This is a genomic window from Lacipirellulaceae bacterium (genome assembly GCA_040218535.1).
Lineage (GTDB): Bacteria > Planctomycetota > Planctomycetia > Pirellulales > Lacipirellulaceae > Adhaeretor.
The window spans coordinates 1,341,006-1,356,008 of the sequence record JAVJRG010000012.1 but is presented as its reverse complement, the minus strand read 5'-3'; the positions used below and the strand labels follow the sequence as shown (position 1 = coordinate 1,356,008).

Here is a 15,003-nt window from a genome sequence, read left to right as displayed (position 1 = left end):
GAACCCTTTTCGCGCCCCTGCGTAACAATTACCAGTCAGGCTAGTGACGAGATGACACCAGCCTTCTTTCGAGCAGGATGCTTTTCTAAACACCGAATGGATTGGGGACGATCCTCGCATCGCTGCGAGGCGCACCTCTGGCAGGGAACTCCCTACGTCAGAAAAGTCACAGCAGGTACAACAAGGTTTTGCCTGCACAACCGCTACTCCCGGCACATCTTGCAACGGCAGAACCACCCGCGAGTGCGGCATCGGCAAGCACCGGCTGTGACGATTCTTTGGGGCAACCCACCAAAGACCCTCGGAAAGTCGACCGCACAATTTTGACCGGCTGCACTTTGTGTCCTAGACTTTGGGTAGCCAGCGTGCTCTCGACCCGACGCGCCCGCTAGGCAAGGACTCACCCGCCAAGTGAGTTCATGCCGCCCAAGAGTCGCCAGACCTCCTGAATCTGGCAGCTCTGCATGCGTTGCCGCTCAAGCGACGTGACCTCCCCATGCAAAAACGAATGAGCATCTCAATGCCGAAACGGGTCCCTACATTGAACGTCTGGTGGTCGCTTGCCGCGATTGCCCTCGTTGGTCTCTCCAGTTCTCTCTCGCCTGCCCGCGCCCAATCTGCCCCAGCAACGGGTTCTTACGCGACAGGCATTGAGCAACCGATCCACATCGTTCCAGAATCCGCACTGGGCGCAGGCACCGCAGCCCCAACGCTCGAAGCGATCTTGCGGGAAGGCAGCGACCTAGAAACACAGAAGCGGTGGAGCGAAGCGCTTACCCATTACGAAAAGGCCCTCAGAAAGCATCCTGGCGAGCGCACGCTGGTTCGTCGCCAGGACATTGCCAAGCTCCACTACAGTCTCGACCGACGCTACAACGACCGTAGCTACCGCCAGTCGGTCCAGTCGCTTTCGACCCAGCAATCGCTGTCGCTATATCTGGAGCTATTACGCAAGATCAACACCCACTACGTAAACACGCCTCCTTGGCAGCGACTGGGCGTGCGTGCGATTACTTCGCTGGACATCGCGTTGACCAACGATGCGTTCCGCAAATCGAACGCGATTGTCGTCAGCACCGATCAGCTCGAAGCACTTCGACGTGAGCTCTACCAAGTCGTCGGTTCCCGCTCGATCAACAGCCCCCAAGATTTGGCGGCGTTAGCTGGTGAAGTTGCCCGACTGGCCCAGCGTCGCGTCGGCTTGAATGGCTCAGCCAGCGTGCTTGAGTTCGTCACCGCCGCCGCAGGTGGCCTCGATGACTACTCATCCTACTTGACGGCTGACCAACTTCGCGACGTTTACTCGCAGATCGAGGGGAACTTCGTCGGTCTGGGAGTCGAGCTGAAAGCCGACAATGGTGCCCTCCTAATCGTTCACGTCATCCCCGGCAGCCCCGCTGAGCGGGCTGGCATCCAAGATGGCGATCGTATCGTCGAAGTCGACGGCATTCGCACTTCCGACATGACGACTGACCAAGCGGCTACGATGCTCACTGGCGAAGAGGGCAGCACCGTGCGAGTTGTCGCTGTGACCGAAGGCCAGCAACCGCGTCGGCTGACCGTTCGTCGTGAGCATGTTGACGTGCCAAGCCTCGAAGGCGAGAAAATTGTCGATGCGGCCAACGGGATCGCTTACGTCCGGATCCCCGCTTTCCAGAAAACGACCGCTCGCGATCTCGACGCCGCTCTTTGGCGACTGCACGGCAAGGGGATGCGGTCGCTGGTTCTCGATCTCCGCGGAAACCCTGGTGGCTTGCTGACGGCAAGTGTTGAGGTTGCCGACAAGTTCCTACAGAAGGGTGGCATCGTCCGCACGCAGGGTCGAAGTGCCCAAGAAGACTTCAATTACCAAGCCCACTACGGCGGAACTTGGCGAGTACCGCTGGTCGTCCTCATAGATGGCGACAGTGCCAGTGCGAGCGAGATTTTCGCCGGTGCCATCAAGGACAACGAGCGTGGAGCCGTGGTTGGCGAGCGGTCCTACGGCAAGGGCTCCGTGCAGGGCATCTTCCCGCTGGGCTACGCAGGGGCGGGCATTCGCCTGACAACCGCGTTGTTCTATTCTCCGCACGACATCAAGATCAGCAAGAATGGCGTACAGCCGCATGTAACCGTCCGCACCGCCGCTAAGCCCGTCAACGGACAGGTGCCTGCTCAGACCGATGCCATCCTGCAAGCGGGCATCGAAGCGGCTCGTGCCGAGGCCCAGCAGCGTATGGCAGCCCGCCGGTAACGTAGCCATCCCGCTCCGCGGGATGAAAAGCAGCGACATCAAGAATGCTGACCATTGCCATAAGTCGGTAGCTTTCTCAGACTCCGCAATTCCTGTCGCGGAGCGACAGGGCTACCTACGGGTCATTGACGCAGGTCCGCTTGACGCCGATACTGGGTGATTCTTCGGTGAGCATCTCTCGCCACTTCTAGTTTCTCGTTTCGATTGAGGCAGATTTCGCATGGCGTACGACGACGAAGACGATCTTTTCGGCGGGGATTTCGATCTCGTCGATGAGGATGACAGCGAAATCGAGGAAGACTCTGAACTCGAAGATTCCGAAGTCGATTCCGAGATCGAGGAAGACTCAGAGGTCGAGGAAACAGCCAAGCCAAAGAAGAAGCCGGCCAAGAAAAAGGCAGCGCCCAAGAAGAAGTCCCCCCGGAAAACGGCGAAGTCGAAGAAAGACGACAAAGACGAAAAGCCCAAACGGAAGCGAGCCAGCAAGAAGGACGTCGAAGCTGACTCCGAAGAGGACCAAAAGGAGGCACCCTCAGAAGAGGCTGAAACTGAGGAGAAGGAGCCTGAGAAAAAGGAACCGGAAGGGCCGCCAGCTGATCATGTCGTGCATCTCTACCTGCACAACGACTTCCTGCGTACCCTTGATCGCAAATTCACCGGCGAAGATGCCGTGGCTTTTAGCGAGGCCTACAACAAAACGAACAAAGCCTACGGCAGACGGGCGATTCCCGTCGGCGAGGAAGAGCAGCCCGAAACTTCGCTGAACTGAGGCAGGTATTACCGACGGTTCAGCCGCAAAGCGAAACCTGTAGCGAATATCAGCATTAACACCAGGGAACTGGGTTCTGGAATCGCTTGGTTCAGGGCAAGACTACTCCCGCTACCTGAGTAGGTCTGCAGCATTAGGAAGTCCGCCCCGTCGACTTCAAGATTGCCATCGAAGTCCCCCTCTTCCCAAGCCACGGAATTAGAATTCCCAAAGTGGTCTTCCCAGACTTCAAGGTCCTCGGTTCCAGCGGTCTCCCCGGCAATCAGTGCCGAGACTTCGCCACCCGAGGTCACTAGCGGGAAAATCTCCTGCATCCAGAAGTCGCGATCCGCTTCGTCGATCATCTCGTCGGGCAAGGTCAAGTTGAACTGCGCGGTTGCCTCGCTGCTAGGTCCGAACGCGGCAATCAAGAGATCGAGATCTTGGTTGTCGAGCACTTCATCGCCGTTGAAATCACCAAGCAGGTTGCCGTCAGCTACTTCGTAGCTGGTTATGTCGACCTTGAAGTCGTCGAACTTTGCGTGATTCGACAGATAGGAACTGATTCCAAAAAGACTATCCCCGGCAATGTCGTTATCTAACGCTAAAGAATGGGTGAAGTAAAGGCCGCCCTGGTCGTCTAGAATTTGCAGATCCAAGATCTGGTCTAGCACGGAGTACTCAGCGGACAACTGATACCAACCGCCGTCGTAATTAGGCAGGCTCGAATCGAAGACCAAAATCGATTCAACCCCGTTCCGCATCTGGACAAGTCGGACGTCCTTGTCGATTCCTTCGGCGGCAGTGCGACCATCGAGCAGTTGGAACTCGAAAAAGTTATCCACGTCGGTGTACCCAAAGACCAAACCAGCACCAACGCCTGGTTGGTTGAAGCGGGTCTCGATCGAGACAACAAAATCTTCATTCGCGTAGAGCGTTTCTTTGTCGTAAGTCGCTAAGGCTCGATAGCCACGCGGTGCATCAACGAATTCCCCAGCCGGGTCGATCACGAAGTCTTCCCCATTCGTACCGGGAAGACGCAGAGACCATCGGTTGTCTTCGTCCAGCGGTCCTGAGCGGGACGTGAACCGATCCATGCGTCCTCTTTGTGTGTTGACCGCTGGAATATGAAGAGCGAAGTTATCGAATTTCGCATGGTTCGAAAGATACGAGCTAATCCCGAAAAGACTACCTCCGGCGATCGGCGAATCGAGCTGCAGGGAGTGCGTGAAATAGCTTTGACTTTGGTCGTTGAGAATGCTCAGGTCCAAAGTCTGCGTTGTCGCCGTGTACGCAGCAGTGAGCCCGTACAGACCCCCCTGGTAATTCGGTAAGCCCGTTTCGTAGATCAGCAAGTTATCGACGCCGCCTGTACGATGCAAGAGTCGCACATCTTTGTCGAGGCCTTGAGCGGCAGTTCTTCCGTCGAGCAATTGAAACTCGAAAAAATTGTCTTCGTCGACGTATCCAAACACGAGTCCCGCCCCCACACCAGGAAGGTCGAACTCCGTATCGACCGAGACAACGAAGTCGTCATCGGTCCCCTTGCGTGCATCCTCGTAAGTGGCCAGCGCCTTGAACCCCCGCGGCGCATCGACTTCCTCGCTAGCAAGATCAATCTGAAAGTCTTCGCCTCCTACCCCGGAGAGTCGCGTTCTCCATTGCGGATCGTTGTTGAGCGGTCCGACGCGATTCCCATCGAACCGATCGACAAAATCGATCGGTCCCGCATGGGAAGGCATCGCCGAAGTAACACGGAAGAGGTCGACGTCGGGATCCGCATGCTCATGCCCCCACAATTGCAGAGCAACTTTCAAGCGATTCTTGTGAGGATCGTATTGAGAGAGGGATGCAAGGTCGTTGACTTCCCAGCGATCGTTCTCAAGATCGTAGAACTCGAACTCGGGGCGGGTATAGTCCGGAAGATCTTTGTCCGCCAAGTCGAGAAAACGATAAGCCTCCGCGTAGGCCGGATCGTTCTTGTTGGCAACAATGTCGCCATATACCGGATTACCCCAAATAGGAATGTCCGTATGATCGGGCGGCATCGCGGTATCTTCGGCATTCGGCATCCAAATGAGCTGATACCTCCCGTCGGTGATCGATCGGTCGCTCTTCACCATCCCGACGAGATAATCCCGACCACGGGCATTCGGATTTCCTTCGAGTAGCGCCCGCTGTGAAGATCCATGTTGCAGATCGGGTTCGGCAATGTTCGCATAGTCCAACAGGGTGGGCATGAGATCAACTGTGCTAACCTTCTCTGCAGTTGTCACACCCTGCTGGATTCCCGGCCCGCTGATCAGCAAAGGAACCTGCAACCCGAAGTTGTACGTCGACAGCTTGCCGCGGTGATAGGCCGGCCCATGATCACCAACGTAAACAACAATGGTGTTGTCAGCTTCGCCTGAACGTTCGAGCTTCTTCATCACGTCGCCGACCTGCTTGTCGGCCTTCTCTACCGAAGACATGTACTCAGCCCAGTCTTGTCGGGCGACAGGTGTGTCTGGTAGGTGGGCCGGCAACTCGACGGCGTAGGGATCGACAGTGACAGTCGTTGGGAAAGGACGATGCGTATGCTTCACATGATGCACGAGCAGCCACGGTTTGTTCTCTGCTTGAGCTTCGCTAATGAAGTTATCCACCTTTCCCGCATTGTTACCCGTGGACCAATGGTCGTAAGGAAACGATTCGTGATTGCTCAAGTGAAACTTGTTTTGAGTTCCCGTGTAATACCCGGCTGCGCTGAACTTCTCGACGAGGGTTGGAAACTGGGGATCGATCCGAAGTTTGTTGTAAGAAGCGTTTGGGTTGCTTAACCAACTCGGGTTGGCTTGCTGCAACTCCTCTGCTGAGCCGACAAACTCTTGCACGTTGTGAAGTGCGCCTGTTGTATGATTAAAGAGACCGGTCATGATCGACGCCTTCGACGCCGAGCAGGTGGGCAACGTGACATAAGCCTTTTCGAAGAGCACGCTTTGCGCTGCCAAGGCATCTAAGTTGGGTGTCTCGATTCCATGAGTGCCGTAGGCGCCCATTTGCACCCCGTGATCTTCGCCAAAGATCAGCAAAACATTTGGTTGGCTCGCCCCACTAATAGCAGTTCCAACAGTGACTGCTAGAGTCGCAACTGCGGCGGTCATGCCGTTACGCTTTACCGCAGCACGTCGACATAGGCGCAGGGGTTCCCGCAAGAAGAGGTTTGAGAGCATTGGAGAATCCTTACGCAGCGTTCAAAGGCCATCAATGAACCGCCGACTGGCTGCAGAAACGCGCAATCGCCTTCTGTCCGCTGATGTCTGCGGCTTCCCCACCCTCAAGCTCGATGCCGTAAATGTGCTATGTCGCAACCCGGTTGAGAATCCCTATTCTTTGGAACGGAGAACCTTCTGCGCGTTTTGTCATTTGCAGAATCGTTCTAATGCCACCATCGGCCCCACCCAGGAACCGCAAAACCGCAAAACAACCCAGAGCCCCTAAATTACGACCAGCCCTGTGGGCCAAGCGATAGAGTCCAATGAGGTTTTTTCCACATTTGCAGCTTCGGTAACCAAGCTCTTCTATGTCGCTCTGCGGCAAAAAACTGACGCTCTCCATCTCGACTGAAAGGACTTAATAACGTCCGAGAAGATAGGACAAGGCGTCATCGCAAACGTTTTATTCCGCAATTTCCGATCACCCGTTCGGTGAGGCGAGGAAAACGTCTGCGTCAAATCGCTCGAAACGTGCCTAGCGTGTTGGAACGTGGTATTTTGGCGTAGGCGAAAATCACATCGACTCTGCCATCGTGGCAGAACTTCCTGGTTGTCGCCGGCGTATCAAACGAATGAGTCATGCCGTAGACCCTCGTGTGGACGGCACTCTAACTGTAGCGACACGACCCTTTGCAATCCCATCAAAGCTAGGCACCCGATCATGAGTCGATTTCCACTTTATGCCGTTCTCTTGGCACTGCCTCTGACTTTTGCGATGACTTCCGGGCAAGCTCAAGACGAAGCACCCGAGGGTGACGCGGTAGACGCCAATTTCCTCTACGCCCCCGAGGCCGTTACTGCCTACGAGGAAGGAATCCGCCTCTTGGAAGAGGAAAAGAACGACGAAGCACTTGCCGCTTTGAATCAAGCATTGAAGCTACAGGGCGACTACAAGGAAGCCTATGTCGCCAAGGGCCGGGCTCTGCTCGCAATCGAAGACTACGATGCCGCCAAGAAAGCATTTCGCTCCGCAATCGACTTCGACGCCCAGTCGGCCGAAGCCTACAACGGTAGCGGCGAAGCTTCCCTTGAGCTTGGTTCCATTGACATTGCTTACAACGACTTCTTAAAAGCACTCGATCTTGATCGGCAGAACGCGAAAGTCCTGTCGAACATCGGACACATCGAAGTCAACTATCAGAACGACCCTGTCACCGGAATCCGTTTTCTCGACGACGCAATTGCACTAGACCCAGTGGACGCCCGCGCTTACCGTGACCGCGGTCTCGCTCATGCTCGTTTGTATGAGTATGAGGATGCCGAGAAGAACTTGAACAAAGCGTCTGAACTCGACCCAGGCGACTACGAGAACTTCTCAACGCTCGCAACGATTTTCCTCATTCAAGATAAGTACGAGGAAGCTATCGAATCATTGACCAAGTCGATCGAAGCTTACGAACCTAAGGAACGTTCAGACCTAAAGATCTTTGTCGATGGTTACCTACAGCGTGCCAACGCTCGCATTCGATTGGGTGACGAGCGCGCCGAAGAAGACGATACCGCCGGGAGCGAAGCCGCTTACGAGGCCGTGATCGCCGACGCAAAAAAGATCTTGGAAGAGTATCCCGACCGCTATCCACAGTCAGGACTGGGCCACTACCAGCGCGGGCTTGCTGAGCGCATGCTCGGACAATACGGCGAAGCAATCAAGTCTTTCACCGCCGCTATTCAAAGCACACCCGCGGGGCAGCAAGCACCTTACCTGGCCGCGGCCTATTTGCGACGTGGTATCTGCTGGCACTACCAGGGCTACGATGACCTCGCCCGTGGCGATTTCGAGCAAGCTGCCTCGGTCGACTTTGTTGACCCAGTCCCACATTTCTGGATGGGGCTGAGTCACGCGAACGAGGAGGACTATCGCGAAGCCATCGTTAAGTATGGCGAAGCCATCGCGAAGGACCCAAGCTTTGCCCTCGCCTACGTGAACCGCGGCATGGCCTACTACCAGCTGAAGGACTACGAACGAGCCATCTCCAGCTTTAACGATGCGATCCGCAACGAGCCAACCAACGCGGAGCATTACTACAAGCGTGGCTACTGCCACATGGAAATCGAAGAGTACGAAAAGGCCGTCAACTCCTTCCGTTCCGCACTGCTGAATGACCCAGATATGGCCAAGGCGAAAAAACGGATGGCCGAAGCACAACGTTTGCTGGGCAATCCGAACCTTAGCGAGCAGTACGAGATCGGAGCTGGGCAGTAGTCATCTGCCTGAATTCTCGACCAAGACCACCGCGGCCTCTTCTGAGGCCGCTTTTTTGTAGGCTGAGAGAACTGCTGGCGTTCCGAAGGCCCTACGTTCGACGGTTGTCACTTAGTGGGGCCGCTCTATACTAAACGGCTTGAACTTTGCAGCTCCTTGCCGCGAATGAATCAGCGGCTGAAACTCAGTTTTCCGCAGGAACGCCCGTCGTGGACCAAGCCCAGCAGCCTTCCTTTCTCGCCCGCAACGACTTTCTCATTCGCCGGCTCCACTCACTCTCAGGTCTGATCCCTGTCGGTGCTTTCATGGTCCTGCACCTCTCGACGAACGCAAGTGTTTTCGTCGGTGAGGAGACCTTCCAAACCAATGTTGATCTGATTCACCGCTTGGGTCGGTTACTGCCACTAGTTGAGTGGACGTTCATCTTCCTGCCGATGATCTTTCATGCCGTGATCGGCTTCGTGATTATCGGCGGAGCAATGCCCAATTCCAACCAGTATCGCTACACGTCCAACAGACGCTACACATGGCAAAGGATCACGGGAATGATCGCCTTTGCGTTTATCCTCTGGCACGTGTTGCACATGCACGGCGGCAGCCACAACCCGGCTTGGCTTGAAACGATGAAGAACCTCGACCACGCTCAGTTCGACCCTCATCGTGCAACTTCCACCGCAGGCGTGGCCTTGCAGGGCCCGTTTGTCACGATCCTCTATGTGATTGGCGTTCTCTCGTGCGTCTACCATCTGGCTAACGGCCTGTGGACGATGGGCATCACTTGGGGCGTCTGGACGAGCGAGAAAGCGCAGGAACGTGCCTCCAAGGTCTGCACAGCTTTTGGTGTCTTACTAGCTGCCATCGCCATGACTGGCTTGTTCAGCATGCGAGCAGCCGTTGATACTCCTGAGAAGCTTGAAGCTGTTAAAGCGACTGAAGAAAAGATGCTCGACCATCGTCGCGAAGCAGGGCTGATGGATGAGGAGCATGGGAGCGACGAGCCTGAAGCGGAAAAAGAGACAGAAGAGTAATGGCCAATGACCAAGCCTAAATGACCAATCGCAAGCGTATTGCCAACGGAATTGGTCATTTGGATTTGTTCATTGGTCATTAGATCACGGCGAGACAATTCTATAAGGCGTATTGATCCGAGAGGCACTTTGATGACTCAACAACGTGTATTAGTAGTCGGCGGTGGCCTGGCAGGGCTGGCGGCCACGATGAAGCTGGCCGAATCCGGTATTGATGTCGACCTGATGAGCCTCACCCCCGTGAAGCGCTCGCATAGCGTTTGTGCTCAGGGCGGCATCAACAGCGTCAATGACAGTACGCGGCAACTTGGCGACAACGAGTGGCTCCACTTCGACGATACCGTCTACGGTGGCGACTTTCTCCAGCACCAACCGCCGGTTAAGGAGATGGCTGACTGGGCTCCGCGGATTATCAACCTGATGGACCGCCTCGGCGTCCCCTTCAACCGTACCCAGGAGGGCTTCCGCGACCAACGCCGCTTTGGTGGCACGCTGTTCAAGCGAACCTCGTTTGCCGGAGCAACAACAGGGCAACAGCTCCTCTATGCCCTCGACGAGCAGGTCCGCCGCTGGGAATCCAAAGGCAAAGTCACGAAGTATGAAGGCTGGGACTTCCTCGGCCCCGTTATCGACGAAAATGGACGCTGCCGTGGTGCGATCGCACAGAATCTCGTCACGATGGAGATTCGCTCCTTCGCCGCCGATGCTGTGGCGATGGCCGTCGGCGGCTGCGGCTTGATCTATGGCCGTAGCACAATGAGCATGGCCTGCACCGGTGCTGCCGCCAGCCGTGCGTTCCAAGCCGGTGCCAAATATGCCAATGGCGAGTTCATTCAAGTCCATCCCACAGCAATTCCCGGCGCGGACAAATGCCGCCTAATGAGCGAGTCGGCCCGTGGCGAAGGGGGGCGTGTCTGGGTTCCACGCAAACCTCACGATAGTCGTGCCCCAGACGATATCCCCACTGGGGAGCGTTACTACTTTCTGGAAGAGCGGTACCCTGAGTACGGCAACCTTGTGCCGCGTGACATTGCCACGCGCGAGATCTTCAACGTCTGCGTCAACGAAGGCCTCAGCGTTGAAACCGAAAAGCAATGCGTCTACCTCGATCTTACTCACATCCCAAGAGCTGAATTAGATCGAAAGCTCGGCGGCATCTTGCATATCTATGAAAAGTTCCAGGGCGTCGATCCTCGGGAGAACCCGATGAAGATCTTCCCAGCGGTCCACTACTCGATGGGCGGACTCTGGGCGGATTACGAACGGACGGCTGAAGGTGGACTCGTTCCCGGTTCGCCACGGAACCAACAAACGAACATCCCCGGGCTCTACGCCATTGGCGAGTGTGACTATCAGTATCATGGTGCCAATCGTCTCGGGGCTAACTCGCTACTCTCCTGCATCTTCAGTGGCCTGTTCGCTGCCCCCTGCATTGAGAACATGATCAACTCGCTGGATGACTCAGCCAGTGACGAGAAGTACGACCAACTCCTCCGCGGCCAACGGGCGGTTAAGCAGATGGAGCACGACAAACTGCTTACCCGTGAAGGGGGACGCGAGAATCCTTACGTTCTCCATCAGCAGCTAGGCGACGTGATGACCAAGGCGGCCACCGTGGTACGTGATAATAGCCAACTCCGTAACGCCCTGAGCACTGTTAACGAACTTTGCGAAAAGGTCGAGAACTGTTCACTCAGTGACACTGGCAACTGGACGAACCAAAACGTAGTATTCACCAAGAGCCTCCGCGACATGTTCCCGTTGGCCAAGACTCTCCTCCAAGGCGCTCTTGCTCGCGACGAATGTCGTGGCGCTCATTACAAGCCTGACTTCAACATGCCCGGCATTGAGTCGACAGACCCCTCGGGCCGTAAACGTGAAGCGGAACAATGGTGTGATGCTTTCGAGGAAAAGAACCGGAAGTGGCTGAAAAGCACGGTTGCAACCCTCGACAATGAAGGCGAACCACAGCTTACCTACGAGGAAGTTGATACCTCGCTCATCCCTCCACGACCTCGCCTGTACGGACTAGTTGGTGGCGAAGTCATCGAGGAAGTTTGGAAGGAACGCACCGCGCGAGCCGCCCGGGTGGCCAACGCTAACCGTGGCGGTACAGGCGTTGCCGCAGCGGTTGCGGAACCTGTCCGCTAATCCTCTCGAATCCATGAAAACTCATCATGCACCAGCCCCTCAGGATGCTTCTTGGGATTGCCGTCTATCTCTGCTTGTTTCAGAGCGAAGCAACAGCCGACGATTGGCCGCAGTGGGGTGGTCCGCAGCGAGATCTCATCTGGCGGGAAACGGGCCTTGCCGAAACCCTCCCCAAGGAGCTGAATCGAGTCTGGTCCGCCCCCATCGCCGAAGGTTACGCAGGGCCGGCAGTTGCTGACGGACGGGTTTTTGTAACGGATCGCGTTGCTGAAGAAAATCTCGAAAGGGTTCACGCTTTCGATGCCGATTCTGGCGAGCCCCTCTGGTTGCACAAATACGAAGCCCCGTACGCCATCAGCTACCCCGCCGGCCCACGTGCGACTCCGACCGTGGACGACCAGCGGGTCTATACGATCGGAGCAGTTGGGCATCTGTTCTGCTTTGAGGTGGGAACTGGCGAGATCATCTGGCAGAAGGACTTTCAAAAAGACTTTGGCACGAAGCTCCCAACTTGGGGCATGGCAGGGGCTCCGCTGGTCGAAGGAGACCAACTCATCTGTCTCGTCGGCGGAGCAAACGGTGCCTTGGTCGTGAGTTTCAACAAGCATACGGGCGAAGAACTGTGGCGGTCCCTGGATGATCCTGGGGTCGGCTACTGCCAGCCAGTGATTCTTGAGTTCGGCGGACGACGGCAGCTTATCATCTGGCATGCGACGCACGTTTCGGGGCTCGATCCGGCGAATGGGAAACTGCTTTGGCAGTATCCGTTTCCCACCAACTACGCCCTGACCGTCCCGATGCCCCGCAAGCTCGGCAAGCGGCTTTTCCTGACCGCCTTCTACGAAGGCCCTTTGATGCTCGACCTCGGTGAGGATGGGGTAACACCAACTGAACTCTGGAGATCGACCAAAGGCAACAACGAAATTAAGAACGACTCGCTGCACTCGATTATGCCGACCACAATCGTCACTGACGAATACCTCTATGGCATGAGCAGCTACGGACAACTCCGTTGTCTCGACACGAAGACAGGTGAGCTCGTCTGGGAAACGCGTGATGCCACCGGTAAGGGCCGATGGTGGAACGCTTTTCTTGTGCCGCACCTCGAAATGAGTGGCGAACGAGTTTACCTGGCGAACGAGCAGGGGGAGCTCATTCAAGCAAAGCTCGACGGCAAAGGTTATCACGAGCTTGCTCGCGCACAGCTTCTTGAGCCCACCCGCAAAGTGCAACGCCGAATGACGATCTGGTCGCACCCGGCGTTTGCCATGCAGAGTGTCTTTGCACGCAACGACCAAGAGCTGATTCGCGTTGATCTCTCGGCAGAATAAACGCGGCACGAGTGCCACGGCTAAACTTCTTACCAGCGTCCGCCACCGCCGCTGCGTTGGGGCTTGGGCCGCGCTTCGTTGACCGTCACGGTACGACCGTCGATTTCTTGGCCATTGACGGCTTCCATCGCACTGCGGGCTTCGTCATCGTTGTTCATTGTGACGAAGGCAAAACCGCGGGGGCGGCCCGTTTCGCGATCGTTGATGATCGCCACTTCGCTCACGTCGCCATGCGCGGTAAACGCCGCTTCCAAAGTTTCCTGTGAGGTGTTGTAAGAAAGATTTCCAATGTACAGCTTCATCTGAACGAACTCCGACATCGCTGGCGATCAAAGGGATTGAACGAAAGCGATTCACTACGAAAGCAGACGTCTGAGCAGCTTTGCACTGCCACTTGCGAGGAGCAGTCCGCCTTCCGCACCTGAGCAACCTCCTCGGTTGCCAAAGAAAAGAAGTGAAACTCTTGAAGAGACTCAAGCTCGCGGGCGGCTGGTGCCTATTCTACTGCTCAGATCTGAGTTGAATTGCCACCTGCGAACTGTCGCATTGTAGCGTATCTGAAGAGCCTGTGAAGATTATTTTCTTGGCCACTTCCGGGGGCGACATCGCTCCGGGCGAGCCAATTCCAGCAATGTTGTGCTCGCCGGCTAATGGCGACTTGCACGAAGCTGACAGCTCACGGCTGAGAGCTCCAACTCACCGATCAAACCACTTCTTGATCATGTGCAGTGTTGTCTGACGACCGGCTTTGGCGATGCTGCGTGTGAGTGGAATACTCTTGGGGCAGACGCTCACGCAGTTCTGGGCGTTGCCGCAGGCTTGGATGCCTCCAGGGCCCATCAGGGCGTCAAGCCGCTCACCGGCGTTCATCGCGCCAGTCGGGTGAGCATTGAACAGCATCGCTTGGCTGATGGCGGCGGCTCCAACGAATTCTTGATCGTAGGCGGCATCTTGTCGCTCTTTATACTCGGCGTCGGTCTCATCATGACGGCGACTCACTTCGGCCTTGGTGAACTGCGGGCAAGCCTCAACGCAGCAGCCGCAGGTCATGCACTCGGAGAGCGGATAGCGCATCTCTTGAGTTTCTTGGGAAACCCGTGGGCCGTCACCGCGGTCGTAGTAATCGTCGACATCGACCCAAGCGTTGACTCGCTCCAAAGCTCGGAACATTCGCCCGCGGTCCACAACCAAATCACGCATCACCGGGAACTTGCTCATCGGGCGAAGCTCGATGCCGTCGGGGTTCTCAGCGAGTAAACTGTCCACCAACGCCGAGCACGATTGACGTGTCTTTCCGTTGACCAGCATCGTGCAGGCGCCACAGACCTCTTCTAGGCAGTTGCAGTCCCAGGCCACGGGCGTGGTCGTGTCGCCGTCGGAAGTCGTACACTGTGCGGCGATCTTTTGCAGCACGCTGATCACGTTGAGATTCGGCTCATAAGTGACCGTGTGGCGTTCCCAACGACTCGGCTCCTCGGGGCCGTCCTGGCGAAGGATGCGAACTTCAAACGAATTAAGCTGCGGTGCTTGGGCTGGTGCAATCATTGCGAGCGTAGGTATTTAGGTAGTAGGGTTTCGGCTGGAGGGATGACTATTCAGAATCCTAATCTGACCACGGTGCTTGCACCGCAGTCGCCTTCCGCTCAAGTATAGCGTATCGGGTTCGTGCGATGAGAGGGCGTTTTCTCATTGTGTTCTGTGGCATTTACCGAGTCTTTCCTCCGTCATTCACGCCAAAGCTTGCCATCAAGTCTTCCAGGCCCCGACAATTGCACTTTTGCACGCTCGCCGCATTTCCGTGTGCAAAAGTGCAATTCCCCTGCCACCACTCTCCCGTCGTTAGTCCAATTACAGCAAGACTTTATGCACAATTGCCAAAGCAGGTGGTAGAGACTTTTGCTCAGCGAAGGCCTCGAAGGCACGCAATGCCCTGTGTTGAGCTTCGGGCCAACTTTCAGAGATCGCTGGGGTGAGTTCATTTTAGCCAATCGTGTGGCCAAAAACTGGTGTGGTTTTTGGGGAGTTGGCAGGGTTGCTGAGCAAACAAACCTCGAC

9 protein-coding genes are annotated in these 15,003 nt (G+C 56.1%); 6 read left to right on the top strand and 3 right to left on the bottom strand.

The features are described from left to right. Positions 1 to 520: 520 nt before the first annotated feature. Positions 521 to 2,233, top strand: coding sequence for a S41 family peptidase (locus RIB44_19360; protein MEQ8618737.1), 1,713 nt, complete (start codon positions 521 to 523; stop codon positions 2,231 to 2,233). 220 nt (positions 2,234 to 2,453) lie between these two features. Then, positions 2,454 to 3,002 (top strand): hypothetical protein, encoded by a 549-nt coding sequence (locus RIB44_19355; GenBank protein MEQ8618736.1) that lies wholly within the window; start codon positions 2,454 to 2,456, stop codon positions 3,000 to 3,002. An 8-nt stretch (positions 3,003 to 3,010) separates the two neighbouring features. Here RIB44_19355 and RIB44_19350 read toward each other — a convergent pair whose 3' ends face one another. Next, positions 3,011 to 6,193 (bottom strand): sulfatase-like hydrolase/transferase, encoded by a 3,183-nt coding sequence (locus RIB44_19350; GenBank protein ID MEQ8618735.1) that lies wholly within the window; start codon positions 6,191 to 6,193, stop codon positions 3,011 to 3,013. Between the two features lie 703 nt (positions 6,194 to 6,896). On the opposite strand from RIB44_19350, the gene RIB44_19345 reads away from it, so the two are divergent. From RIB44_19345 to RIB44_19330, 4 genes are all read left to right on the top strand, one after another. Further along, complete coding sequence (locus tag RIB44_19345; GenBank protein MEQ8618734.1) at positions 6,897 to 8,438, top strand: tetratricopeptide repeat protein; 1,542 nt, start codon at positions 6,897 to 6,899, stop codon at positions 8,436 to 8,438. Positions 8,439 to 8,584: 146 nt separating this feature from the next. Beyond that, entirely contained in the window at positions 8,585 to 9,466 is an 882-nt protein-coding gene (locus tag RIB44_19340) for a succinate dehydrogenase cytochrome b558 subunit (protein ID MEQ8618733.1), read from the top strand. 132 nt (positions 9,467 to 9,598) lie between these two features. After that, positions 9,599 to 11,617: a succinate dehydrogenase flavoprotein subunit gene (gene sdhA / locus RIB44_19335; GenBank protein MEQ8618732.1), complete on the top strand. Its 2,019-nt coding sequence runs from the start codon at positions 9,599 to 9,601 to the stop codon at positions 11,615 to 11,617. Positions 11,618 to 11,643: 26 nt separating this feature from the next. Further along, positions 11,644 to 12,948 carry a PQQ-like beta-propeller repeat protein gene (locus RIB44_19330; protein MEQ8618731.1) on the top strand — a complete coding sequence of 435 codons (1,305 nt, stop codon included), beginning with the start codon at positions 11,644 to 11,646 and terminating at the stop codon, positions 12,946 to 12,948. A gap of 29 nt (positions 12,949 to 12,977) precedes the next feature. Here RIB44_19330 and RIB44_19325 read toward each other — a convergent pair whose 3' ends face one another. Together RIB44_19325 and sdhB are read right to left on the bottom strand one after the other, a co-directional pair. Next, positions 12,978 to 13,268, bottom strand: a complete 291-nt coding sequence (locus RIB44_19325) for an RNA-binding protein (GenBank protein ID MEQ8618730.1) — start codon at positions 13,266 to 13,268, stop codon at positions 12,978 to 12,980. Between the two features lie 376 nt (positions 13,269 to 13,644). After that, the gene (gene sdhB / locus RIB44_19320; GenBank protein MEQ8618729.1) at positions 13,645 to 14,493 is read right to left on the bottom strand and encodes a succinate dehydrogenase iron-sulfur subunit; all 849 of its coding nucleotides are present in this window, start codon (positions 14,491 to 14,493) and stop codon (positions 13,645 to 13,647) included. Between the last annotated feature and the right edge of the window lie 510 nt (positions 14,494 to 15,003).